The organism is Kitasatospora sp. NPDC005748 (assembly GCF_040630735.1).
Classification (GTDB): Bacteria; Actinomycetota; Actinomycetes; order Streptomycetales; family Streptomycetaceae; genus Kitasatospora.
Window position 1 is genome coordinate 17,455 of sequence record NZ_JBEXYD010000041.1, and the last position, 25,073, is coordinate 42,527.

Below are 25,073 nucleotides of genomic sequence, written 5' to 3' on the forward strand. Positions count from 1 at the left end.
GTGAACTTTCCCTTGACACCAGGATTGTGAGCGCTAACAATTCCTGTGAGCGTGAACAACAGCGCCCTTCCCACTCCGCCGGCGAGGCGCTGAAAGCCCCGCTTCCCCGCGCCGCCGGCGGCCACTCGTTCCGTCCTCCTGAAGGCCTCCTGAGGGAGAGGCAGCGGAACGGATCCTGTCGTCGGCGCGCCCTGCCCTGCCCCGGATCTGGGCCGCGCCGGCGACAGGTGACAACACCGGTCGTACGAAGGATGAGGAAGTGACCGTGACTCCTGCCGCCCAGGACTCGGAGAGATACGTCGTAGGCGTCGACTTCGGAACGCTCTCCGGCCGCGCCGTGGTGGTCCGCGTGCGCGACGGTGAGGAACTGGGCACCGCCGTCCACGACTACCCCCACGCCGTCATCGAGGACCGCCTGCCCGGGACCGGCCGCCGCCTGCCGCCCGACTGGGCGCTCCAGCACCCCGAGGACTGGCGCGAGGTGCTGCGCACCGCCGTCCCCGCGGCCGTCGCCGCCGCCGGCGTCGACCCGGCCGCGGTGATCGGCATCGCCACCGACTTCACCGCCTGCACGGTCCTCCCGGTGCTCGCCGACGGCACCCCGCTCGCCGAGACCGGGCACTGGTCCGGCCGCCCGCACGCCTGGCCCAAGCTGTGGAAGCACCACGCCGCCCAGGGCCAGGCCGACCGGATCAACGCGCTGGCCCACGCCCGGGGCGAGAAGTGGATCCTCCGCTACGGCGGGAAGATCTCCGCCGAGTGGCAGTACGCCAAGGCCCTCCAGGTCCTTGAGGAGGACCAGGCCGTGTACGATGCGTGCGCGCGCTGGATCGAGGCCGCCGACTGGATCGTCTGGCAGCTCACCGGCGCCGAGAGCCGCAACGCCTGCACCGCCGGCTACAAGGGCATCCACCAGGACGGCGGCTACCCGGGCGAGGACTACCTCGCCGCCCTGCACCCCGACTTCGCCGACTTCGCCCGCACCCGGCTGGAGCACCCGCTCGCCCCGCTCGGCTCCCGGGTCGGCTCGCTCACCGCGCGGGCGGCGGAGTGGACCGGCCTGCCCGCAGGCATCGCGGTCGCCGCGGGCAACGTCGACGCGCACGTCGCCGCCCCCGCCGCGCAGGCGGTCGAGAACGGCCAGCTCCTCGCCATCATGGGCACGTCCACCTGTCACGTGATCAACGGCGCCGCCCTCGCGGACGTCCCCGGGATCTGCGGCGTGGTCGAGGGCGGCATCGTCGAGGGCGCGTACGGCTACGAGGCCGGCCAGAGCGCGGTGGGCGACATCTTCGCCTGGTGGCTGCGCCAGGGCGTTCCCGCCGACTACCTCGCCGAGGCCGAGGAGAACGGCGAGGACCTCCACCAGTTGCTCACCCGGAAGATCGCGGACCAGCCGGTCGGCGGCCACGGCCTGGTCGCGCTCGACTGGATGAACGGCAACCGCTCGACGCTGGTCGACCACCACCTCTCGGGGGTGATCGTCGGCCTCACCCTGGCCACCCGGCCCGAGGAGGTCTACCGCGCCCTGCTGGAGGCCACCGCCTACGGCACCCGCGTCATCGTCGAGGCCCTGGAACAGGGCGGCGTCCCCGTCACCGAGTTCATCGTCACGGGCGGTCTCAAGAAGAACGACCTGCTGATGCGGATCTACGCGGACGTCCTGCGCCGGCCGGTCTCCGTCGCCGCGTCGGAGCAGGGCCCGGCGCTCGGCTCCGCGATCCACGCGGCCGTCGCCGCCGGGGCCTACCCCGACGTACGGGCCGCGGCCGCCGCGATGGGCCGGGTGCGGCGCGGGGCGTACCAGCCCGACCGGGCCGCCGCCGACGTCTACGACCTGCTCTTCGCCGAGTACCGCGCCCTGCACGACCACTTCGGCACCGGGCCCGACAAGCTCCTGCACCGCCTGCGCGACATCCGCAACGCCGCCCTGACCACACCGAGCGAGGCCCCGTGAAAACGTCCATCGACCTCATCCGCCGCCAGGTCAGCGACCTCCACCAGGAGCTGGTCCGGTACAACCTGGTGGTCTGGACCGCCGGCAACGTCTCGGCCCGGGTCCCGGGTGAGGAGCTGCTGGTCATCAAGCCGAGCGGGGTCTCCTACGACGAGCTGACGCCTCAGAACATGATCGTCTGTGACCTGGACGGGAACGTCGTCGAGGGCGGGTACGCGCCGTCCTCCGACACGGCGGCGCACGCCTACGTGTACCGGCACATGCCCGAGGTCGGGGGAGTGGTGCACACCCATTCCACCTATGCCTGTGCCTGGGCGGCCCGGGGTGAGGCGGTGCCGTGCGTGCTGACCGCGATGGCGGACGAGTTCGGTGCGGAGATCCCGGTCGGCCCGTTCGCCCTGATCGGGGACGACTCGATCGGCCGGGGCATCGTGGAGACCCTGGAGGGTCACCGCTCGCCCGCCGTGCTGATGAAGAGCCACGGTGTGTTCACGATCGGCAAGGACGCGAAGGCGGCGGTGAAGGCCGCCGTGATGTGCGAGGACGTGGCGCGGACCGTGCACCTCTCGCGCCAGCTCGGTGAACCGGCGCCGATCGCCCAGGCCGACATCGACCGCCTCAACCACCGCTACCAGAACGTCTACGGCCAGCAGCCCGCCGGCCACCGAGGAGCCGAACCCCGATGACCGAAGCATTCGCAGGCCGCGAGGTCTGGTTCCTGACCGGCAGCCAGGCACTCTACGGTGAGGAGACGCTGCGCCAGGTCGCGGAGCAGTCCCGGCGGATCGCCGACATCCTGGACGGCGACGCAGCCGTCCCGGTGCGGATCGTCTGGAAGCCGGTCCTCACCGGCGCCGACGCGATCCGCCGGATCTGCCTGGACGCGAACGCCACGGACGACTGCATCGGCCTGATCGCCTGGATGCACACCTTCTCCCCGGCGAAGATGTGGATCGCCGGCCTGGACGCCCTGCGCAAGCCGCTGCTCCACCTGCACACCCAGGCCAACGTCGAACTGCCCTGGCAGAGCATCGACATGGACTTCATGAACCTGAACCAGGCCGCCCACGGCGACCGCGAGTTCGGCCACGTCCAGACCCGCCTCGGCGTCCCCCGCAAGACCGTCGCCGGACACGTCAGCGACCCGGCCGTCGCCGCCAGGATCGCCGCCTGGGCCCGGGCCGGTGCCGGCCGCGCCGAACTGAGCACCCTCAGGCTCGCCCGCTTCGGGGACAACATGCGCGACGTCGCCGTCACCGAAGGCGACAAGGTCGAAGCCCAACTGCGGTTCGGCGTCTCGGTCAACACCTACGGCGTCAACGACCTCGTCACCGCCGTCGACGCCGTGGACGACAGCACGGTCACCCGGCTCGTCAAGGAGTACCAGGACAGCTACCACCTCGCCCCCGAACTGCGCGCCGACGGCGAGGAGCACGCGGCCCTGCGCTACGCCGCCCGGATCGAGGCCGGCCTGCGCCACTTCCTCGAACAGGGCGGCTTCCACGCCTTCACCACCAACTTCGAAGACCTCGGCGCACTGCGCCAGCTTCCCGGCCTCGCGGTCCAGCGGCTGATGGCCGACGGCTACGGCTTCGGCGGCGAGGGCGACTGGAAGACCTCCACCCTGCTGCGCACGCTCAAGGTGGTCGGTGCGGGCCTGCCCGGTGGCACGTCGTTCATGGAGGACTACACCTACCACCTGGAGCCGGGGCGGGAGTTGATCCTGGGCGCGCACATGCTGGAGGTGTGCCCGTCGATCGCTGCCGCCAGGCCTTCCTGCGAGGTCCACCCCCTGGGCATCGGCGGCCGGGAGGACCCGGTCCGGTTGGTCTTCGACGCCGAGCCCGGTCCCGCGGTGGTGGTCGGCCTCGCCGACCTGGGCGACCGCTTCAGGCTGGTCGCCAACGAGATAGACGTGGTCGAGCCGCCCGCGCCACTGCCCAACCTGCCCGTCGCCCGTGCGGTCTGGAAGCCGCGCCCTGACCTGCGAACCTCCACCGAGGCCTGGCTGACCGCCGGCGCCCCCCACCACACCGTGCTCTCCAGCGCGCTGGGCACGGAGGAACTCGACGACCTCGCCGAGATGCTCGGCGTGGAACTCCTGGTCATCGACGACGACACGAACATACGCCGGTTCACCAAAGAACTGCGCTGGAACCAGGCCTATCACCGCCTGGCCCAGGGCTTCTGACCCCGCCCGTCCCGACCCCGTCCGTCCCGAAGCCGTCTGCCCCGAAGCCGTCTGTCCCGAACCCGTACGTCCCGAGCCGCCGAACGCCGGTCCGGTGCGTCCGGCGTCCGGCCGCCACCCACCCAGCCGCATGGAACGGAGCAACCCCGTGCCGAGAGAAGCACTCGTCTCCCGCAGCGAGTTGACGGTGTCCCAGGAGGTCGCCGCGATCCTGCCGGACGGGCGACGCGTCATGCGCTGGACCATCGGGTCCCCGGCGGGGGCCACCGCGGAGGTGCTCAGCCTCGGCGCCCGCCTCCAGGCCCTGGACGTGCCCGACCGGGACGGGCGGCGGGCGAACGTCGTCCTCGGGTGCGACGGCGTCGGGGACCTGCTCGGTGAAGCGGCCTACCTCGGGGCGACGGTCGGCCGCTACGCCAACCGGATCGCGGGCGGCACGGTGCCGGTGGACGGTACGACCCACCGGCTGCGGACCCAGCCGGGCGGCCACACCCTGCACGGCGGTCCGGACGGGTTCGCCACCCGGCTCTGGGACGGCGTGCCGGTCCGGGAGGGCCGGCACGCCGGGGTACGCCTGCGCCTGCGGAGCCCGGACGGCGACCAGGGGTTCCCGGGGGAGCTCCGCGCGGAGGTGACGTACCTGCTCGACCCGGCCGGGCAGCTCCGGATCGGCTACCGGGCGCGCGCGGACGCCCCGACCGTCGTCAACCTCACCAACCACGCGTACTTCAACCTGGCGGGCGAGGGCAGCGGGACGGTGCTCGACCACCTGCTCCGGGTGGACGCCACCGGCTACCTGCCGGTGGACGAGGGCCTGATCCCGCTCGGCCCGGTCGAGTCCGTCGCCGGCACGCCCTTCGACCTGCGCGAGGCGGCGGTGATCGGCGAGCGCGTCGCGGTCGAGGCCCCCCAGGTCCGCGCGGCCGGAACGGGCTTCGACCACACCTGGGTGCTCGACGGGACGGGCTTGCGCCGGGTGGCGGTGCTGAGCCACCCGGCCAGCGGCCGGCAGGTCGAATGCCTGACGACGGAGCCGGGCCTCCAGGTCTACACCGGCAACCACTTCGACGGGTCGCTGACCGGCCGCTCCGGCCGTCCGTACCGGGCGTACGCGGGCATCGCACTGGAGACGCAGCACTTCCCGGACTCGCCCAACCGTCCCGAGTACCCGTCCACCGTCCTGCGCCCGGGAGAGGAGTTCCGCTCGACGACGGTGTACCGCTTCTCCGCGGCGTAGCGAAGCCGCGCAGCGGTGAACGGGGGCGGCGGGCCGGACGGGGCTCGCCGCCCCCTTGTCGGCGTCCCACCCCGCGCTGGTCAGGCCGTTGATCCGGCCTCGTGGTTCGCGTGCTCGAAGCGCTCCGGCATCTGCCCGCGCCCGACGACGCCGGAGCAGGGCCGGGTGAGCGGTTCACGGGGTGTTTGGTCGGGTGAACGGGCGGCGAGCCCCTGGCGGGACGTCCGGGCAGCGGGCAGGGCGTTGCCGAGCTGCGTCCAGTTCACCAGGTCGCGGCTGCGGAAGTCGCTGTGGGACGGGGTGGCCGTGAAGCCCGCCGGACGCTCCCGCCCCGCGGGACCGAGCCGTTGACCCGGCCCGCCACCGGTGGAGTCAGCGGGCCCGGAGGAGGTGTTCGAGGGCGAGCTGGTCCAGCTGCTCGGAGGCCATGCCGCGCCGGGCGGCGGCCTCGACGTCGTACTCCTCGAAAGCGGAGCGGTCGGCCAGCAGCCCGGCCAGGCCGTCCTGGGCGGTGGGGAGCGCGAGTTGGGGCAGCCGGGATGCGGCGAGCGCGGTCCGGACGTCCGGGTCGGCCCGGAAGGCGCGGGAGCGATCGGCCAGCAGCAGGTAGTTGCGCATGCAGCCGGCGGCCGAGGCCCAGACGCCGTCGAAGTCCTCGGTGCGCGGCGGCTTGAAGCTGCTGGGCGCGGCGCTGACGACGGTCCGCCCGATCGTGGCGGATCCCACCCTGTTGCTGGCGGGGCGAGCGGGACGCAGGTGACGCCGAGCAGGCCCGGTGCGCCCAGGGCGCCGGCGCGCGCCCCGGCACCGCTGGGTCTCCGCGCGCCCGGGCCGGCGAGGAGCCGGGAAGGAGCCGCTGTCGAGCAGCCGGAAAGCCTTCGAAACATTCGATCGGCCGACCCACCCCGCGGTGCCCGCAGATCCGGCCGACGCTCCGTCAACCGGTCCGGGGCGGCGCGGTGCTGCTGCGCTCGACCAGGCTGGTGGCCAGGTCCACCCGCCGCGTGCCGGGTCGCACCCCGCGCGCCAGGTCGATCACCAGGCGGGTCGCTGTCTCGGCCATCTCGGTCAGCGGCTGGCGCACGGTGGTCAGCGGCGGCCCCACCCAGCGGGCCAGCGGAAGGTCGTCGAAGCCGACCACGCTGAGGTCCTCCGGAATGCGCAGGCCCAGCTCCCTGGCGGCCTCGTAGAGCCCGAGCGCCTGGAGGTCGTTGCCGGCGAACACGGCGGTCGGCCGGTCGGGCAGCGCCAGCAGCTCCAGGCCGACCCGGCGCCCGGACTCGTGGTGGAAGTCGCCCGCCCGGACCAGCTCAGGGTCGTACGGTACGCCCGCCATGTCGAGCGCCGCCCGGTAGCCGTCGGCCCGGGCCCGGCTGCACATCATCCGGGCAGGGCCGCCGATCAGGCCGATCCGGCGGTGGCCGAGGTCGAGCAGGTGCCGGGTGGCGGCCAGGCCGCCGTCCCAGTTGGTGGTGCCGACCGCGGGAACGTCCTGGCCGGGGTCGCCGGCCGGGTCCATCACCACGAACGGGATGTTCCGGCCGGCCAGCTGCTCGCGCTGGGAGCGGTCCAGGTCGGACAGCACCAGCACCACGCCGGTCGGGCGGCGGGCGAGCACCCCGTCCACCCAGGACTGGCCGGGGCTGAGCCGACCGGCGGACTCGGAGAGCACGATGCTCAGACCCTCCTCGCGCACCGCGTTCTCCACGCCGCGGATCACCTCCACCGCCCAGGCGCTCTCCAGCTCGTGGAAGACCAGCTCCAGCAGCGGGCTCACCTGCCGGCTGCCGCGCCGCCGGTAGCCGTGCCGGTGCAGCAGTTCCTCCACCCGCTCCCGGGTGGCCGGGGCGACGTCGGCGCGCCCGTTCAGGACTTTCGAAACTGTCGGCGCGGAGACCCCGGCCTCCAGCGCGATCTCGGCGAGCGTCGCCGCTCTGGTCACGGGTTCCTCCTGCACTGCCCCGGCTGGGCGAACTCCGTCGTGGGTGACCGTACGGCACGGATGCTAGCCCGTCGACCGGCCGGATCCGATTCGGCCGGACCTCTTGACGGAGGGTCAGGACGGTCCTAGGTTTCCCACAACATTCGGCAATATACTCGAAACATTCGATCGAGGCAGGGTATGCGATTGAGATTCGCCGCAGTCATCGCGGCCAGCGCGCTCCTCCTGGGCACGACCGCCGCCTGTGGATCCGGCGAGGCCTCCTCCGACGCGGGCTCCGGGACGATCCACGTGCTCGTCTACGGTGACGCCGCCAACAAGGTCGAGAAGCAGCTCGTCGAGACCTTCAACCGGACCTCCAAGGTCAAGGCGGTGCTCGACACCGTCCCCGGCGCGGACTACCAGCAGAAGCTGCAGACCGTGATCAACACCTCGCGCGCCCCGGACGTCTTCTTCAACTGGGGTGGCGGATCCATCCAGCCGTTCGTCAAGGCGGGCCTGCTGCTCCCGCTGGACGGGTTCATCGCAGCGGACCCGGGCCTGAAGGACAACTTCCTCCCCTCGGTGTTCGACTCGGCGGTGGTGGACGGCAAGCCGTACGGCGTGCCGATGCGCGGCACCCAGCCGGTGCTGCTCTTCCACAACAAGAAGGTGCTGGCGGACGCCGGGCTCACCCCGCCGACGACGTGGGACGACCTGCTCGCCACCAGCAAGGCGCTGAAGGCCACGGGCGTCACCCCGATCGCGCTCGGCGGCGGCGACCGGTGGCCCACCCTGATGTGGTTCGAGTACCTGTACGACCGGATCGGCGGCCCCGGTCTGTTCCAGCGGGCGCTGGGCGGCGACCGCGAGGCCTGGGCGGGCGAGGACAGCCGCAAGGCGCTGGCCGCCCTCCAACAGCTCGTCGACGCCGGCGCCTTCGGGAGCAACGCCGACTCCGTGAAGTTCACCGACGGCGGCTCCCCGGCGCTGGTCGCCAAGGGCAAGGCCGCCTTCGAACTGATGGGCTCCTGGTACTACTCCACCCAGCAGGACGCCCACCCCGACTTCGCCGCGTCCGGCCTCGGCTACACCGGATTCCCGGCCGTGAGCGGGGGGAAGGGCGACCCGGCCGCCGTGGTCGGCAACACCAACAACTTCTACTCGGTGCTCAAGAAGACGAAGCACCCGGAGGCCGTCGCGGCCTTCCTCAAGCTGATGTACTCCGACGAGTTCGTGAAGGCGCAGCTCGCCATCGGGAACCTGCCGACCACCACCAGCACCGCCGACTTCCTCGACCTCTCGGCCAGTCCCGCGTACTCCAGGGCCCAGTACGAGCTGGTCAAGGCCGCGCCGTCGTTCCAGCTCTCCTGGGACCAGGCCTACCCGCCGGCCGCCATGACCCCGATGTACACCGCCGTCCAGCAGTTCTTCGCCGGCAGGACCGACGCCGACGCCTTCATCAAGGCCATGCAGGCCTTGCCGACCTCATGACGCGCGGTGCGAGGTCCGGCCCGGGCGTGACCCGCCCGGGCCTCGCCTGGGCGGTGCCCGCAGGGGTGTTCTTCCTGCTGTTCGCGATCGTGCCGCTGCTGCTGGTCGTGGTGCTCTCCTTCACCAGCTGGGACGGCATCGGCGAGCCGCGCTTCAACGGCCTGGACAACTGGGCCGCCCTGGTCCACGACCCGGTGATGGCCCAGTCCGTCGGGACCACCCTGCTGCTCACCGCCCTCGGGGTGGTGACCCAGACCCCGGTCAGCATCCTGCTCGGCGTCTGGGCCGCCGGGCCGCAGCGCAACCGGGCCGTCCTCTCGGCCGTCTACTTCGTGCCGCTGCTGCTCTCGGCGACCGCCGTCTCGGTGGTGTGGCGGGCCGTCCTCGACCCCAACTTCGGCGTGCCGGCCCAGCTCACCTGGCTGTTCGGCGACGGCAACCTGCTCGGCAGCAGGAGCGGCGCGATCGGGGTGCTGACCTTCGTCGGCATCTGGCAGTTCACCCCGCTGCACGCGCTGCTCTACCAGGGCGGCGCCCGGGCCATCCCGCCGGTGCTCTACCAGGCGGCGGCGGTCGACGGGGCGGGCACCGTGCGCCAGTTCTTCCACATCACCCTGCCGCAGCTGCGCAACACCGTCATCACCTCGGTGATCCTCATGGTGGTCGGCGGCCTGACCACCTTCGACACGGTCCTGATCCTCACCCAGGGCGGCCCCGGCACCGACACCACCGTCACCGCCTACTACATGTACCAGAAGGCTTTCAAGGGCTTCGACTTCGGCACCGGGTCGGCCATCGCGCTGGTCCTCGTGGTGGTCGCCACCCTGATCTCGCTCGCGGTGGTCCGGATCTCCGGCTACGACCGGATGCGCGGCACGGCGGAGGGCCTGTGACGCGCCGGCGCCCCAACCTCCTGGCCGGGTTCGGCTCCCTGGGGTGGCTGCTGGTGGTCGGCCTGCCGCTGTACGTGCTGCTGATCGCCACGTTCCGCACCCGCGCCGACTACTCCACCGAGGGTCCGCTGAAACCGCCGGTGCGGTGGACCCTGCGGAACTACCTGACCGACTTCTCGAACGGCTTCGGCAAGGACTTCCTCAACACCCTGACCGTGACCGCCGGCGTGGTCGCGATCGTGCTGCTGGTCGTCCCGCCGCTCGCCTACGCCATCGTGCGCGCCCGCGGCCGGGCCACCGGCTGGGTGTTCCGGCTGTTCCTGCTGGGCCTGGCGATCCCCGCCCAGGCGGTGATCGTGCCGATGTTCTACGTGATCAGCAAGACCGGCCTGTACGACCGGCTGATCGGTGTCGTCCTGCCGACCGCCGCCTTCTGCCTGCCGGTCTGCACCCTGGTGCTGACCGGCGCGATGCGCGACATCGGCCCCGAGCTGTACGAGGCGATGGCGGTGGACGGCGCGACCCCGGCGCGCGTCTTCCGCCAACTGGTGCTCCCGCTGTCCAGAGGCGGGCTGTCCTCGATCGTCGTCTTCGCCGCGCTCCAGGCCTGGAACGGCTTCCTCTTCCCGCTGATCCTCACCCAGTCCGACTCCACCAAGGTCGTCACCCTCGGCCTGTACGAGTTCCAGACCGAGCACGGCGTGGACGTGCCCGGCCTGCTCAGCGCCGTCGTGCTGTCCATGCTCCCCGTCTTCGTCGTCTACCTGTTCGCCCGCCGCGCCCTGGTCCAGGGCCTGATGGGCGTTGGAGGAAAGTGAACGACCGCCGCACCCCCGAAGCCGTCCCCGCCTGGCGGGACGCCACGCTCTCCCCGGAGGCCAGGGCGGACGCCCTGATCGGGGAGATGACCCTGCGCGAGAAGGCCGCCCAACTGGTCGGGGTCTGGGTGGGCGCCAGCGCCGAGGGTGGCGAGGTCGCCCCGCACCAGCACGACATGGAGCAACCGCCCGACCTCGACACCCTCCTGCCCTACGGGCTGGGCCAGCTGACCCGGCCCTTCGGCACCGCGCCCGTCGACCCGGCGCTCGGCGCGCTCTCGCTGCAGCGCACCCAGCGGCGGATCGCCGCCGCCAACCGCTTCGGCATCCCCGCACTGGCCCACGAGGAGTGCCTGGCCGGCTTCGCCGCCTGGGGTGCCACCGCCTACCCCGTGCCGCTGTCCTGGGGCGCCACCTTCAACCCGGAGCTGGTGCGGACGATGGCCGCGGCCATCGGGCGGGACCTGCGGGCCGTCGGCGTGCACCAGGGCCTCGCCCCGGTGCTCGACGTCGTTCGCGACGCCCGCTGGGGGCGGGTCGAGGAGACGATCGGTGAGGACCCGTACCTGGTCGGCACCGTCGCCACCGCCTACGTGCAGGGCCTGGAGTCGGCCGGGATCGTCGCCACCCTCAAGCACTTCGCCGGGTACTCCGCCTCCCGTGCCGGACGCAACCTCGCCCCCGTCTCGATGGGCCCCCGCGAGCGCGCCGACGTCATCCTGGCGCCCTTCGAGATGGCCGTCCGCGAAGGCCGTCCCCGTTCGGTCATGCACGCCTACACGGACACCGACGGCCTGCCCTCCGCCGCCGACGAGGCCCTGCTCACGGGACTGCTCCGGGACACCTGGGGCTTCACCGGCACGCTCGTCGCCGACTACTTCGGCATCGCCTTCCTCAAGACGCTGCACGGCGTCGCCGAGTACTGGTCCGACGCCGCCGCACTGGCCCTGGCCAGCGGAGTGGACGTCGAACTGCCGACCGTGCAGACCTTCGGACAGCCCCTGCTGGACGCGGTCGGGGCCGGAGCCGTACCGGAGGCGCTGATCGACCGGGCGCTGCGCCGTGTCCTGGTGCAGAAGGCCCAGCTCGGCCTCCTGGACGCCGACTGGGACCCGGTGCCCGCCGCCCTCGCCGGCACCGACCCGGGCGAACCCGAGGCGTTGCGCGGCCTGGTCGACCTCGACCGGCCCGCCAACCGCGCACTCGCCGCCGAACTCGCCGAGCAGGCCGTGGTACTGCTGCGCAACGACGGCCTGCTGCCCCTGCGCGGCCCCGCCCGGATCGCGCTGATCGGGCCGAACGCCGACGAACCCACCGCCGTGCTCGGCTGCTACTCCTTCCCCGTGCACGTCGGCGCGCAGCACCCGCGGACCCCGGCCGGCATCGAACTCCCCACCCTGCGGCAGGCGTTGGAGGCGGAGTTCGCCGGCAGCCAGTTGCGTACGGTGCGCGGGGTGACGGTCGACGGCGAGGACACCGGCGGCATCGCCGAGGCGGTCCGGGCCGCCCGGCGGGCCGACGTGGTGGTGCTCGCCCTCGGGGATCGGGCCGGGCTCTTCGGCCGCGGCACCAGCGGCGAGGGCTGCGACGCCGCCTCGCTCGAACTGCCCGGCAGCCAGCGGAAGCTGCTGGAGGAAGTACTGGACGCCGGCACGCCGGTGGTGGTCACCCTGCTGGCCGGGCGGCCGTACGCGCTCGGGCGCGCGGTCACCGAGGCGGCGGCCGTCGTGCAGTGCTTCTTCCCCGGGGAGGAGGGCACCCGGGCCCTCGCGGGCGTGCTCAGCGGGCGGGTCGAGCCGACCGGACGGCTACCGGTCTCCGTGCCCGCGCACCCCGGCGTCCAGCCCTCCACCTACCTGGCCGCCCGGCTGGCCCAGGCCGGCGAGGTCTCCAGCACCGACCCGACACCCGCCTACGGCTTCGGACACGGTCTCGGCTACACCGAGTTCACCTGGGCCGGCCTCACCGTGGAGGTGGCCGAGACCGGTACCGACGGCGAGTTCCGGCTCGCCTTCGAGCTGCGCAACGCCGGCGCCCGGGCGGGCACCGAGGTCGTGCAGCTCTACCTGCACGACCCGGTGGCCTCGGTGGTGCAGCCCGTGCAGCGGCTGGTCGGCTACCGGCGGATCCCGCTCGACGCGGGAGCCGCCTGCCGGGTGGTGCTGGCGCTCCCCGCCGACCTGGCCTCCTTCACCGGCCGCGATGGCCACCGGATCGTCGAACCCGGCGCGCTGGAACTGCGGATCGCCGCCTCCAGCACCGACGCCCGCCTCACCGTGCCGCTGCGCCTGACCGGCCCGGTCCGCCCGTTCGACCACACCCGCCGGCTCCACCCGGCCGTCACCGTCCAGGACCTTCCACCCACCCCCACCCCGTAGCGGAGGAACCACCGTGCGCCGATCGAGCCGCAGGCTGTCCCTGCTCATGGCACCCGCGCTGACCACCGTCCTTCTCGCGCTCGACCCCGGCGGCGCCCACGCGGCCGGACCCGCCCTCACGACCAGCGGCTTCTACGCCGACCCCGACTCCAGCGCACAGCGGTGGGTCAACGCCAACCGGGGCGACGGCCGCGCCGCCGCGATCCAGGCGTCGATCGCCAACGTGCCGTCGGCCCGCTGGTTCGGCAACTGGAGCGGCGCCGTCGGAACGGCCACCGGTGACTACACCCGCGCGGCGGCCGCCGCCGGCAAACTGCCCGTCCTCGTCGCCTACGACATCCCCGACCGGGACATCTGCGCGGGCCAGTCCGGCGGCGGGGCGGGCAGCGCCGCCGAGTACCGGACGTGGATCGCCGCCTTCGCCGCCGGCATCGGCAACCGGCCGGCGGCGGTCGTCCTCGAACCCGACTCGCTCGGCGACGAGAGCTGCATGAGCCAGGCCCAGATCTCCGAGCGCAACGCGCTGCTGAGCGGCGCCGTCGCGCAGTTCAACGCCAAGGCGCCGAACACCCTCCTCTACCTGGACGCCGGCAACCCCGCCTGGCTGAGTGCCGAGACCATGGCCCGGCACCTGGCCGCGGCCGGGGTGGCCGGAGCCCACGGCTTCTCCCTGAACGTCTCGAACTACCTCACCACCGCCCAGAACGTGGCGTACGGCAACGCGGTCAACGCGGCGCTGAAGTCGACGAAGGGCTTCACCAAGCCGTTCGTCGTCGACACCAGCCGCAACGGCAACGGGTCCGACGGCGCGTGGTGCAACCCGGCGGGACGCCGGATCGGGACCCCCACCGGGTGGGGCGGCGGCGCCGAGATGCTCCTGTGGATCAAGGTGCCCGGCGAGTCGGACGGCAACTGCGGTGTCGGCACGGGATCGACCGCCGGACAGTTCCTGCCCGAGGTCGCCTACAAGATGATCTACGGCTACTGACCGCGGACCGGTGAGGGGCGGCCCCGCGGCCGCTCCCGAGCCGAAGCGCGCGCCGGCACCGGAACCGTTCCCCGGCTCCGGTGCCGGCGCGCACGGCTGCCCGGACCCGGGCGCGGCGGGCGGGCCCCGGCCGGCAGGACGTAGGCGTCGAGGCCTTCCGGCCGCGCGGTCGCCGGGACGGCGCGAGGCGGCGGACGCTTCGAGACCCATGCGGGTGCGAAGCGTCCGCCACCTCGGGGCCGGCGGCGACCGACCGTGGCGCAGCGGGGTCAGGCGCAGGCCGCGCCGTTCAGGGTGAAGCCGGTCGGAGCGGCGTTGCTGCCCGAGTAGCCGGCCTGGAAGCCGAGACCCACGGTGGCGCCGGGTGCCAGGGTGCCGTTCCAGCCGGCGTCCCGGGCGGTCACCGAGCCGCCCGACTGGCTGACGGTGGCGTTCCACGCGGTGGTGATCCTCTGGTCACCCGTGAAGGCCCACCCCAGTGTCCAGCCGGAGATCGTCGACGTGCCGGTGTTCCGGACGGTGACCGTCGCGGTGAAGCCGTTGCCCCAGGAGCTGTCCACCCTGTACGCCACCGAGCAGGACGCCGTAGGCGGGGCCGTGTCGTCGTCCGCCTCGGTCGCCGTGAAGGTCGCCGCGGTCACCCCCGTGCCACCGACCCGGAAGACCGCGGCGCCCGCCAGCGCGTCCGCGTCCTGCGCCGCCGTCAGCGAGACCTGCTGGGCCGTCGCCCAGTCGGCCGGGGTGAAGACCAGTGTGGCGCCGGACGCGACCGCCAGGTCCTGGTCACCGGAGGAGCGGGAGACCGTCAGCCTGACGGTCTGCCCGGGCGCCGCCGACAGCCGCACGCCCACCGTCGCCGAGCCGCCCTCCGGAACGGTCACCGCGGCCGGGACCACCTGCACCGCGGGCGCCGTAGGGGTGCTGCGCCGCTCGGCGGCGAAGGCCGCCAGCCACGCCAGCGACGCGTTCCAGTTGATCGCCACCTCGTTGGTGGAGTACGAGCCGATGTCGTCGACGTAGCACGCCGCCGGCGCGCAGCCCGCCAGCCGGGACTTGGCGATCGGGTCCTCCAGCCCGGCGTCCGGGCCGCCCGCGAAGGAGCCGGCCGGCGGGTGCGGCAGCGTCGCGTCGTTCTGGTGCGCCCAGAACCGGTGGTGCTGGTTCTCGGAGGCGCGCTCGCCGTAGCCGGACACGTAGGAGTGGTCCAGGGCGTTGCGGCCCAGCAGGTAGTCCAGCGTCTCCAGCGCCCCGGCGCGGTAGCCCTGCCGGCCGGTCAGCTCGTACGCGACGGCCATCACCATCGCGTCGTTGGCGACCGAGCTGTTGGAGCCCCAGACGTAGGCGTCGGCGGGGATCGGCACCGCGTAGCCCTGGCCGGCCATGGTGGACAGGTGGGTGTCGGCGGCGGCGGTCAGCAGGGAGCGCAACCGGTTGACGTCGTCGGCGGGCAGGGCCATGCCGGGGACGGTCGCCAGGGTGATCCGGCCGAGCGTGGCGGTGCCGCCCCACCAGAAGCCGTCCACCGGCCCGGTGTGGTGCGGGGAGGAGGTGACCGCGTCCCGGTACTGCGACTCGCCGGTGGTGGCGAGGAGTTCGGCCGCCGCCCAGTAGAACTCGTCGGAGACGTCCGCGTCCTCGTACGCGCCGCCCCCCGTGTTGTCGGTCGCCGGGGCGAGCACGTTCGGGTTGGCCCTGGCAGCCGCCCAGGCGCGGCGGGCCGCGTCCAGGCAGCGGGCGGCGAAGGCGCCGTCGTACGGCGCGTACACCCGGGCGCACTGGGCGGCGGTGGCCGCCAGGTTGAGCGTCGCGGCGGTCGACGGCCGGTGCAGCTCGCGCTGCTGGTCGTCGAGGTCGGGCCGGGTCGGCAGGCCGGTCCACTGCGCGTCGTGCGTCTTGTGAAAGGCCATCCCGGCCATCGGCCGGTCCGCGGGGACCTGCATCCGCAGCAGGAACTCCAGCTCCCAGCGGGCCTCGTCGAGCACGTCCGGCACCCCGTTGCCGCGCTCGGGCAGGCGCAGCGTGGAGTCCCCGAGCGCCGCGTCTCCGTTCGACCGGCGGGCCCGCTCGAAGGAGTTGACGAGCTCCCAGGTCGCGATGCCGCCGTTGACCACGTACTTGCCCTGGTCGCCGGCGTCGTACCAGCCGCCGTGCACGTCCAGGCGGTAGTCGCACACGCCGGCCTGGCAGGGCACGCTCGTGTCCCCCTTGTTCGGGGCCACGCCCAGGTGCCCGGCGGGGCGGGCGTACGCGCTGCCGGCCAGCGCCGCGTCGATCGCGATGCCGCTGCGCTGTTGGTAGAAGAACGACATGCTGTCGGCGCGCAGGCCGTCGTAGAGCGAGGCCGAGATGTCGAACGGGTGGCTGGCCTGACCGCCGACCACCAGGGTGTAGCCGGTGCCGGTACCGGGGTAGCCGCCGAAGTCGACCAGGTGGGTCGACTGGCCGGAGGCCTGGTCGGCGCCGTGCACCGTGGTGGTGCCGGAGGCGACCTGCGCACCGGTGGCGTCGCGCAGCTGCCAGGCCAGGGGGGCGGTGGCGGAGCTGACGACGGTGGCCCGCTTGGGGCCGTCGGGCAGGTAGCCGAGTTGGTTGACCCGGACGGGGGAGTCGGCGACCGCGGCCGCGGGGCCGGCCCCGGGGGACGCGGTGGCGTGGGCGGAGGGCGCGGTGAGCCCGGTGGCGGTCAGGGCGCCGGCGGCCAGGGCGAGGCCGGTGAGTACGGCGGCCGCGCGCCGCGAGACGCCTCGGGCGGGGGTGACAGGAGGCACGGGTGGGGCCTTCCTCGGGTGGGGAGGGTGCAGGGGGTGGGCAGCACCTGCTGGGAGCGCTCCCACTCGCCAATCAAGCCAGCTTCGCAATGGCCGCGTCAAGAGACCGGCAGCGAAAGGCCGTTGATCCTGCGGGGCGGGCGATCTGACCCCGGCCGTGCCGACCGGCGACGCTCCCGGGACGGTCGGTGGGCTGCCGAGGTCGCCGGCTCGTCCGTGCGGGGTGTGGGTCGGCGGGGAGCGGACCGGGAGCTCGCCGCGCGTCGGCCTCACGCCCGTCGGCCCCGAACGGGTGGAGGGCCGGCGGTGGAACAGCCCGTGGGTCCGGTACCGGCGCGCCGTCGGTCCCCCTCGGCAGCCACTCCTGCTGCGGGAGCAGCGTCACCGGTCACCGCCGCCGAGGGGAATCGCGTCGCCACCGGCGGCGCCTCCGCGCCCTTCGCCGTTCGGCCCTCGACCACCCGTTCGCGGTCGCGCTCCCGGCGCAGGCCCCCGCCTCGGGTGGCGCGAGGTGGCCGGCGTCTGCCCTCTGTCGTCTGTTAACGCTAACATTACACGGCACGGTGTAGGCATGAGACAGTGGCGCCGCCGCACGGCTCGTGGCGGACGGTCGGACCGGGGCACCGGAGGGGACTGCGCGTGGGATCTGAAGCGGTCGGCACAGAGGTGCGACAGCCGGTGATGGCGGATGTCGCGAAGCTGGCCGGCGTCTCCCACCAGACGGTGTCCCGGGTGCTCAACGGCGCCCCGCACGTACGCCCCGGCACCCGGGAGCGGGTGCTCGCCGCGATCCGCGAACTCGACTACCGGCCGAACTCGGCCGCCCGCGCCCTGGTCACCCGCCGTTCGAAGACGCTGGGCGTGGTCAGCTTCGACTCCACGCTGTACGGGCCCGCCTCCATGCTCGACGGCATCGAGCGCGCCGCCCGCACCGCCGACTACTTCGTCAGCGTCGCCAGCCTGCGCTCCCTGGACAGCCGCTCCGTTCAGGAGGCCGTGGACCGGCTGCGCGACCAGGGTGTGGAAGGCATCGTGGTGATCGCCCCGCAGATCTCCGCCGTCGGCGTCCTCGCCCGGCTGTCCAGCTCGGTGCCGGTGGTCGCGGTCGGCTCCGGAAGCCAGTCCCGGGTGCCGATGGTGTCGTTCGACAACCGGGTCGGCGCCGAGGCCGCCACCCGCCACCTGCTCGACCTCGGCCACCGCACGGTGCACCACCTCGCGGGGCCGGCCGGCTGGATGGAGACCCGCGACCGCCAGACCGGCTGGCGGGAGGCGCTGGAGGCCGGCGGCGCCCGGGTGCCGCCGGTCGAGAGCGGCGACTGGAGCGCCCGCTCCGGCTACGACGCGGGCCGTCGGATCGCACATGACCCGGAGGTCACCGCCGTCTTCTGTGCCAACGACCACATGGCCCTCGGCCTGGTCCGCGCCCTGCACGAGGCGGCCCGCGCCATGCCGGGCGACATCAGCGTGATCGGCTTCGACGACATCCCCGAGGCCGCGTACTTCACCCCGCCGCTCACCACCGTCCGCCAGGACTTCGGCGAACTCGGCCGACGCGCCCTCGAACTCCTCCTGGAGGAGCTGGCCGGCGTCGCTCACGCCCGCAACCACGTCCAGATCTCCCCGGAAATGGTCCTGCGCCGCAGCGCCGGTCCCGCCCGCAGCGGCTGACTCGGGGCCGGCGGCTGCCGGATGCGCTTGTCCGGACGGTACCGGGCCGTCGGGTGCCCGCCGGTCCGACGCGCTGTCGGGTGCCGTCGGGCGGTCGACGCCGGTGCGGACGGGGCGGACGGCGCGGACGGCGCCTCGGCGTGGCCCGGATGGAGCCCGTACGGACGAGACCGACCCCCGGTCGGGGTCGCGGGAGCGTGTGGCCCGCGCCGGGCTCCACCACGGTCGAGGGAACTCCAGCCCCTTCCGCTCCGGCCGGCACCCCTCGGTGCCGACGGTCGGCGCGCACCGGGGCGGGCGTCCCCGGGGGTCGCTGTCGACGCTCCCGACCCGCGGGTGGCAGCCGACCGCCCGCTCGCCCGTGTCGACGGCTGGTGGCAACCGGCAGTTCGGGCGGGTGAGGCCCCGCACACTCCCCGCGGGAGCACGGCCCGACGGGTGCCGTTCCCGACCGCACCCGCGTCCGCGTCGGCCGGGTGCGATCCGGTGCTCGCGTCGGACTCTGCCGCCCGCGACGGCTCAACTCCCCGCAGTACGGTCGAGTTGATGGATCCTCGGGGCGGAGCCAAGGCGCTGGTCAAGATTGGGTAACGGGTCGCGAGGGTCTTGCCGCTGCCGATTGTGAGCGTTAACAATCTGTTTCGAGCGAAACGGTGCCGACACCTCGGGTTCACGTGACCGGTGCCGTCCGCGCGATCGATGATCCCGAGAGGAAGTCCCACCATGTCCAAGAGAGCTGCGGCGGCCCTGGTCGCCGGTGCGATGGTCGTCGTCCTCACCGCGTGCGGTTCCGGCACCGGCGGCGGCTCGGCCGACAAGGGTTCCGGCCACAAGCTCGTCGTGGGCTTCTCGCAGGTCGGCGCGGAGAGCGGCTGGCGCACCGCGAACACCAAGTCGGTCCAGGACTCCGCGAAGAAGGCCGGCATCGAGCTGAAGTTCTCCGACGCGCAGCAGAAGCAGGAGAACCAGATCAAGGCGATCCGCTCGTTCATCCAGCAGAAGGTGGACGTGATCGCCTTCTCGCCGGTGGTGGAGTCGGGTTGGGACACCGTGCTGAAGGAGGCGAAGGACGCCAGGATCCCGGTGATCCTCACCGACCGGGCAGTGGACTCCAAGGACGACTCGCTCTATGTCTCCTTCCTCGGCTCGGACTTCGTCGAGGAGGGCAAGAAGGCCGGCGAGTGGCTGACGAAGGAGTACCAGGGCAAGCCCGACGAGGTGAACATCGTCGAACTGCAGGGCACCACGGGTTCGGCGCCGGCCAACGACCGCAAGGCGGGCTTCGGCGACGTGATCAAGGCGGACGCCAAGTTCAAGGTGGTGGCCTCGCAGACCGGTGACTTCACCCGGGCGAAGGGCAAGGAGGTCATGCAGGCCTTCCTGAAGGCCCAGCCGAAGATCGACGTGCTGTACGCGCACAACGACGACATGGCCCTCGGTGCGATCCAGGCGATCGAGGAGGCCGGCAAGAAGCCCGGCACCGACATCCGGATCATCTCGGTCGACGGGGTCAAGGACGCCTTCACCGCGATGAGCCAGGGCAAGATCAACGTCGACGTGGAGTGCAACCCGCTCCTCGGTGACCAGTTGATGGACCTGGTGAAGAAGGTCAAGGCCGGCGAGCAGGTGCCGAAGCGGATCAAGACCGAGGAGGGTGTCTTCACCCAGGACCAGGCCGCGGCCGCGCTGCCCACCCGCCAGTACTGACAAGCCCCCGCCCGCCCGGGAGCGTTCGGCGGAACGCTCCCGGGCGGACCGGGTTCGCACGAGGAGAGGAGAACCGGGGTGCGTCAGCAACCGGTCCTGGAAGTCCGGGGGATCCGCAAGGAGTTCCCCGGGGTGGTGGCGCTGGACGGGGTCGACTTCCGGCTCTTCCCCGGCGAGGTGCACGCCCTGATGGGGGAGAACGGCGCCGGCAAGTCCACGCTGATCAAGGTGCTGACCGGGGTGCACCCGGCGGACGGCGGCGAGGTGGTGCTGGCCGGGCGGCGGGTGCGGATCGCCGGACCGCTGCAGGCCCAGGAGGCGGGCATCAGCACGGTCTACCAGGAGGTGAACCTCTGTCCGAACCTGTCGGTCGCGGAGAACATCTTCATCGGCCGCGAGCCGCGCCGCCTCGGCCTGATCGACTGGGCCGAAACGCGCCGCCGGGCCGCCCGGTTGGTCCGCACGCTGGAGCTGGACATCGACGTCAGCGCACCGCTGGGCAGCCACTCCATCGCTGTCCAGCAGCTGGTGGCCATCGTCCGAGCGGTGGACGTCTCGGCCAAGGTGCTGATCCTGGACGAGCCGACCTCCAGCCTGGACCGCGACGAAGTCCGCCAGCTCTTCACCGTGATACGGCGGTTGCGCGACCAGGGGGTCGCCATCCTGTTCGTCTCGCACTTCCTCGACCAGATCTACGAGATCTGCGACCGGATGACCGTGCTGCGCAACGGCCGGCTGGTGGGCGAGTACCTGACCGGCGAGCTCGACCAGATCGACCTCATCTCCCGGATGATCGGCTCCGAGCTCGCCGGACTCGACCAGCTCGCCGGCGGCAAACGGCGCGAGCGCTCCGCGCCGGCCACCGGCCGGGCCTTCCTGGAAGCCGAGGGCCTGGCCCGGAGGGGCGCCGTCGAGCCGTACGACCTCGCCATCGGCTCCGGTGAAGTGGTGGGCCTGGCAGGCCTGTTGGGGTCCGGCCGGACCGAGGCCGCCCGGCTGCTGTTCGGTGCCGACCACAAGGACCGCGGCACCGTGCGGATCAACGGCGCCGAGACGGCCCTGCGCGGCCCGCGCGACGCGATCGCCCACGGCATCGCGTTCTGCTCCGAGAACCGCAAGACCGAGGGCCTGGTCGGCGAGCTGACCGTCCGGGAGAACATCGTGCTGGCGCTACAGGCGGCCCGCGGCTGGGCCCGTCCGCTGTCGCGCACCACGCAGGACGAGTTGGCGCTGCGCTGGATCCGCGCCCTGGACATCCGCCCGGCCGACCCGGAGGCGCTGGTCCGCAACCTCAGCGGCGGGAACCAGCAGAAGGTGCTGCTGGCCCGCTGGCTGATCACCGACCCCAAGCTGCTGATCCTGGACGAGCCCACCCGCGGCATCGACATCGGCGCCAAGGCCGAGATCCAGAAGCTGGTCGCGAACCTCGCCGAGAAGGGCATGGCGGTGCTGTTCATCTCCGCCGAACTGGAGGAGGTGCTGCGGCTCAGCCATCGCGTCGGCGTGCTGCGCGACCGCCGGATGGTCGCCCAACTCGACAACGACGGCGAGCTCACCCCGGAGCGCGTCCTGGCCACCATCGCGAGCGGAGCGGAACAATGACCACGGCGCCGACCACCCCGAGGGCCTGGGCGGTGACCCGGCACCGGCTGTTCTGGCCGGCCGCCGTGCTGGCCGTGCTGCTGCTCGCGAACCTCGCCTTCACCTCGGACTTCTTCGCCCTCCACCTCAAGGGCGGTCACCTGTACGGCAGTACGGTCGACATCCTGCACTTCGGCGCGCCGCTGATCCTGGTGTCGCTCGGCATGACCCTGGTGATCGCCACCGGTGGGATCGACCTCTCCGTCGGCTCCACGGTCGCCATCGCCGGCGCGCTCGCCTGCCTCCACATCAGCGAGGCCGCCGACCCGGGGAGCCTCGGCACGGTGCTCGGCGCGGTCGGCATAGCACTCGGCACGGCGGTACTGCTGGGCCTCGCGAACGGGGTGCTGGTGGCCCGGGTCGGGGTGCAGCCGATCATCGCCACCCTGATCCTGATGGTCGCCGGACGCGGCGTCGCCCAGCTGATCACCGACGGCCAGATCATCACGATCACCAGCGAGCCGTACAAGCTGATCGGCGGCGGCTACTGGCTGGCGATGCCGTTCGCGATCCTGCTCAGCGCGCTGGTCGCGCTGCTCACCGCGCTGCTCACCCGCTCCACCGCGCTCGGCCTGCTGCTGGAGTCGGTCGGCGGCAATCCCGTGGCCAGCCGGCTGGTCGGGATCCGGGCGATGCGCCTGGTCGGTCTGGTGTACGTGTTCAGTGCGCTGTGCGCGGCGGTCGCCGGACTCATGGTCTCCTCCAACGTCTCGGCAGCGGACGGCAACAACGCCGGCCTGTGGATCGAACTCGACGCCATCCTCGCGGTGGTGATCGGCGGGACCTCGCTCAACGGCGGCCGGTTCTCGATCGGCGGCACCGTCCTCGGCGCGCTGATCATCCAGACCCTCTCCACCACCGTCTACACCATCGGCATCCCGCCGGAGACCACGCTGGTCTTCAAGGCCTTCGTGGTGATCACGGTCTGTCTGATCCAGTCGCCGAACTTCCGTGCCAAGCTCGCCCGGCGCGGCGCCGGCCGCCGCAGCGGCGTCCGGCCGGGCCCCGCCGCCACCATCACCAACCGGGAGGTCGGCGCGTGAACGCCAACACCCTGCTGACCAGAGTTCGCGCGCAGATCCCGCTGCTGGTCACCTCCGTGCTGCTGGTGTCGATGTTCACCGTCGGCTCGGTGCGGTACGACGGATTCTTCTCCGGGCAGGTGCTGCTCAACCTGCTGATCGACAACGCCTTCCTGCTCGTGGTCGCGGTCGGGATGACCTTCGTCGTGCTGACCGGCGGCATCGACCTGTCGGTCGGCGCGGTGGTGGCGCTGTCCACCATGGTCTCCGCCTGGCTGGTCGAGCGGCACGGCTGGCCGCCGCTGGTGGTCATCCCGCTGGTACTGCTGATGGGCACGGCTGGCGGCTGGGTGATGGGGTGGGTGATCCACGTCTTCGAGATCCAGCCCTTCATCGTGACGCTGGCGGGCATGTTCCTGGCCCGGGGACTGTGCTACACGATCAGCATCGAGTCGATCTCCATCACGGATCCGTGGTACACCGCGATGGCGCAGACCCGGATCCCGCTCGGCGACCTGTTCGTCTCGCCGAGCGTGCTGATCGCCCTGCTGGTGCTGGCGGCCGGGTTCGTCGTGCTGCACTACACCCGGCTCGGGCGGAACGTGTACGCGCTCGGCGGCAGCGAGCAGTCCGCCCTGCTGATGGGTCTGCCGGTGGGGCGGACCAAGACCACCGTGTACGCGATCAGCGGCTTCTGCTCGGCGCTCGGCGGTGTGCTGCTCACCTTCTACATGCTCTCCGGGTACGGCCTGCACGCGGTCGGCCTGGAGCTGGATGCGATCGCCGCCGTGGTGATCGGCGGCACCCTGCTCACCGGCGGCTCCGGCTACCTGCTGGGCACCGTGCTGGGTGTGCTGGTGCTGGGCCTGATCCAGACCGTCATCAGCTTCCAGGGCACCCTCAGCTCATGGTGGACCAGGATCGTGATCGGCGGGCTGCTGTTCGTCTTCATCGTCCTCCAGCGCCTGAACACCGTCCGTCGTCGGTAGAACACCGCGCCGCCCCGGCCGGCCCGCCCCGGCCGTGCCGGGGTGGGTACCGGACCGCGGCCATCGGCCGAGGTGGGCACCGGGGGCGCCGGGTCGTGCGGCTCGCACGACCCGGCTTCGCCGTGACCGGGGTCAGCGGGCCCGGAGGAGGTGTTCGAGGGCGAGCTGGTCCAGCTGCTCGAAGGCCATGCCGCGCCGCGCGGCGGCGTCGACGTCGTACTCCTCGAAGGCGGAGCGGTCCGCCAGCAGGCCGGCCAGGCCGTCCTGGGCGGTGGGGAGCGCGAGTTCGGGCAGCCGGGATGCGGCGAGCGCGGCCTGCACCTCCGGGTCGGCCCGGAAGGCGCGGGAGCGCTCGGCCAGCAGCAGGTAGTTGCGCATGCAGCCGGCGGCCGAGGCCCAGACGCCGTCGAAGTCCTCGGTGCGCGGCGGCTTGAAGTCGAAATGGCGCGGGCCGTCGTAGCCGGCCGACTCCAGCAGGTCGACCAGCCAGAAGGCCTGCCGGAGGTCGCCCGCGCCGAAGCGCAGGTCCTGGTCGTACTTGATGCCGGACTGGCCGTTGAGGTCGATGTGGAACAGCTTGCCGTGCCACAGGGCCTGGGCGATGCCGTGCGGGAAGTTGAGCCCGGCCATCTGCTCGTGGCCGACCTCCGGGTTGACGCCGACCCGTTCGGGGCGCTCCAGCGCGTTGATGAACGCCAGGGCGTGGCCGACCGTGGGCAGCAGGATGTCGCCGCGCGGCTCGTTGGGCTTGGGCTCGATCGCGAAGCGCAGGTCGTAGCCCTGCTGCTCGACGTACTCGCCCAGCAGGTCGAAGGCCTCCTTCAGCCGGTCGAGCGCGGTGCGCACGTCCTTGGCCGCGCCGGACTCCGCGCCCTCGCGACCGCCCCAGGCGACGTAGACCGAGGCGCCGAGCTCCGCGGCCAGGTCGATGTTGCGGATCGTCTTGCGCAGCGCGTAGCGCCGCACGCCGCGGTCGTTGGCGGTGAAGGCGCCGTCCTTGAAGACGGGGTGGGTGAAGAGGTTGGTGGTCGCCATCGGGACCTTCAGTCCGGCGGCGTCCAGCGCGGCGCGGAAGCGCTTGACGGTCTCCTCACGGGTGGCGTCGTCCGCGCCGAAGGGGATCAGGTCGTCGTCGTGGAAGGTGACGCCGTAGGCGCCGAGTCCGGCCAGCCGCTGCACGGTCTCGACCGGGTCGAGGGCGGGGCGGGTCGCGTCGCCGAAGGGGTCGCGACCCTGCCAGCCGACGGTCCACAGGCCGAAGGTGAACTTGTGCGCGGGGGTGGGGGCGAGCGGGTCGCTGGACATGGAGCGGCTCCGGATCGGTGCGGAGGGTGTTTGTCAGGGCTCTCAACAAATTAGTATGCCGGGGCGTCAGAAGGAACCCCATCGGAGGAACGC

General features: G+C 72.7%; 18 protein-coding genes and 1 pseudogene. 14 read left to right on the top strand and 5 right to left on the bottom strand.

Going from position 1 to position 25,073, the window contains the following annotated elements; translation table 11 throughout:
- Positions 1–259 precede the first annotated feature (259 nt).
- The 4 genes from ABZ495_RS25545 to ABZ495_RS25560 all read left to right on the top strand — a co-directional run bounded on the left by ABZ495_RS25545 (position 260) and on the right by ABZ495_RS25560 (position 5,385).
- Positions 260–1,957 carry a ribulokinase gene (locus ABZ495_RS25545; protein WP_329485143.1) on the top strand — a complete coding sequence of 566 codons (1,698 nt, stop codon included), beginning with the start codon at positions 260–262 and terminating at the stop codon, positions 1,955–1,957.
- Positions 1,954–2,643, top strand: a complete 690-nt coding sequence (locus tag ABZ495_RS25550) for an L-ribulose-5-phosphate 4-epimerase (RefSeq protein WP_329485142.1) — start codon at positions 1,954–1,956, stop codon at positions 2,641–2,643. The genes ABZ495_RS25545 and ABZ495_RS25550 overlap by 4 nt, the downstream gene beginning before the upstream one ends.
- Positions 2,640–4,148: an L-arabinose isomerase gene (gene araA, locus ABZ495_RS25555; protein ID WP_359810349.1), complete on the top strand. Its 1,509-nt coding sequence runs from the start codon at positions 2,640–2,642 to the stop codon at positions 4,146–4,148. The genes ABZ495_RS25550 and araA overlap by 4 nt, the downstream gene beginning before the upstream one ends.
- A 148-nt stretch (positions 4,149–4,296) precedes the next feature.
- The gene (locus ABZ495_RS25560; protein WP_359810352.1) at positions 4,297–5,385 is read left to right on the top strand and encodes an aldose epimerase family protein; all 1,089 of its coding nucleotides are present in this window, start codon (positions 4,297–4,299) and stop codon (positions 5,383–5,385) included.
- An 80-nt stretch (positions 5,386–5,465) separates the two neighbouring features.
- On the opposite strand, the gene ABZ495_RS25565 is transcribed toward ABZ495_RS25560, so the two are convergent.
- The 3 genes and pseudogenes from ABZ495_RS25565 to ABZ495_RS25575 form a co-directional block, all read right to left on the bottom strand.
- Positions 5,466–5,651, bottom strand: a complete 186-nt coding sequence (locus ABZ495_RS25565) for a hypothetical protein (protein WP_359810355.1) — start codon at positions 5,649–5,651, stop codon at positions 5,466–5,468.
- 106 nt (positions 5,652–5,757) lie between these two features.
- Positions 5,758–6,060: pseudogene (locus tag ABZ495_RS25570) on the bottom strand (xylose isomerase); the annotation flags it as partial.
- Positions 6,061–6,322: 262 nt separating this feature from the next.
- Positions 6,323–7,327: a LacI family DNA-binding transcriptional regulator gene (locus tag ABZ495_RS25575; protein WP_359810358.1), complete on the bottom strand. Its 1,005-nt coding sequence runs from the start codon at positions 7,325–7,327 to the stop codon at positions 6,323–6,325.
- A 180-nt stretch (positions 7,328–7,507) separates the two neighbouring features.
- Here ABZ495_RS25575 and ABZ495_RS25580 point away from each other — a divergent pair, with 180 nt between their 5' ends.
- The 5 genes from ABZ495_RS25580 (at position 7,508) to ABZ495_RS25600 (ending at position 13,877) form a co-directional block, all read left to right on the top strand.
- Complete coding sequence (locus ABZ495_RS25580; RefSeq protein WP_359810360.1) at positions 7,508–8,800, top strand: extracellular solute-binding protein; 1,293 nt, start codon at positions 7,508–7,510, stop codon at positions 8,798–8,800.
- Positions 8,797–9,693 carry a sugar ABC transporter permease gene (locus ABZ495_RS25585; protein WP_359810362.1) on the top strand — a complete coding sequence of 299 codons (897 nt, stop codon included), beginning with the start codon at positions 8,797–8,799 and terminating at the stop codon, positions 9,691–9,693. The genes ABZ495_RS25580 and ABZ495_RS25585 overlap by 4 nt, the downstream gene beginning before the upstream one ends.
- Positions 9,690–10,511, top strand: a complete 822-nt coding sequence (locus ABZ495_RS25590) for a carbohydrate ABC transporter permease (RefSeq protein ID WP_359810364.1) — start codon at positions 9,690–9,692, stop codon at positions 10,509–10,511. The genes ABZ495_RS25585 and ABZ495_RS25590 overlap by 4 nt, the downstream gene beginning before the upstream one ends.
- An 86-nt stretch (positions 10,512–10,597) precedes the next feature.
- Positions 10,598–12,889, top strand: a complete 2,292-nt coding sequence (locus tag ABZ495_RS25595) for a glycoside hydrolase family 3 N-terminal domain-containing protein (RefSeq protein WP_359838298.1) — start codon at positions 10,598–10,600, stop codon at positions 12,887–12,889.
- Between the two features lie 46 nt (positions 12,890–12,935).
- Positions 12,936–13,877, top strand: a complete 942-nt coding sequence (locus ABZ495_RS25600) for a glycoside hydrolase family 6 protein (protein WP_359838300.1) — start codon at positions 12,936–12,938, stop codon at positions 13,875–13,877.
- 269 nt (positions 13,878–14,146) lie between these two features.
- Here ABZ495_RS25600 and ABZ495_RS25605 read toward each other — a convergent pair whose 3' ends face one another.
- Positions 14,147–16,645 (bottom strand): glycoside hydrolase family 9 protein, encoded by a 2,499-nt coding sequence (locus ABZ495_RS25605; protein WP_359838262.1) that lies wholly within the window; start codon positions 16,643–16,645, stop codon positions 14,147–14,149.
- 681 nt (positions 16,646–17,326) lie between these two features.
- Between ABZ495_RS25605 and ABZ495_RS25610 the strand changes: the two genes are divergently transcribed.
- From ABZ495_RS25610 to yjfF, 5 genes are all read left to right on the top strand, one after another.
- On the top strand, positions 17,327–18,316 hold the full coding sequence (locus tag ABZ495_RS25610; protein ID WP_359810369.1) for a LacI family DNA-binding transcriptional regulator: 990 nt from the start codon (positions 17,327–17,329) through the stop codon (positions 18,314–18,316).
- Between the two features lie 723 nt (positions 18,317–19,039).
- Positions 19,040–20,023 carry an ABC transporter substrate-binding protein gene (locus ABZ495_RS25615; protein WP_359838264.1) on the top strand — a complete coding sequence of 328 codons (984 nt, stop codon included), beginning with the start codon at positions 19,040–19,042 and terminating at the stop codon, positions 20,021–20,023.
- 78 nt (positions 20,024–20,101) lie between these two features.
- A complete protein-coding gene (locus tag ABZ495_RS25620; protein WP_359838266.1) occupies positions 20,102–21,625 on the top strand; it encodes a sugar ABC transporter ATP-binding protein in 1,524 nt (507 codons plus the stop codon).
- Entirely contained in the window at positions 21,622–22,707 is a 1,086-nt protein-coding gene (locus tag ABZ495_RS25625) for an ABC transporter permease (RefSeq protein WP_359838268.1), read from the top strand. The genes ABZ495_RS25620 and ABZ495_RS25625 overlap by 4 nt, the downstream gene beginning before the upstream one ends.
- Positions 22,704–23,675, top strand: a complete 972-nt coding sequence (gene yjfF / locus ABZ495_RS25630) for a galactofuranose ABC transporter, permease protein YjfF (protein ID WP_359810379.1) — start codon at positions 22,704–22,706, stop codon at positions 23,673–23,675. Before ABZ495_RS25625 ends, yjfF begins: the two co-directional genes overlap by 4 nt.
- Before the next feature lie 132 nt (positions 23,676–23,807).
- Here the strand turns inward: yjfF and xylA are convergent, their stop codons facing one another.
- Positions 23,808–24,980: a xylose isomerase gene (gene xylA, locus ABZ495_RS25635; RefSeq protein ID WP_359810381.1), complete on the bottom strand. Its 1,173-nt coding sequence runs from the start codon at positions 24,978–24,980 to the stop codon at positions 23,808–23,810.
- Positions 24,981–25,073: the final 93 nt, after the last annotated feature.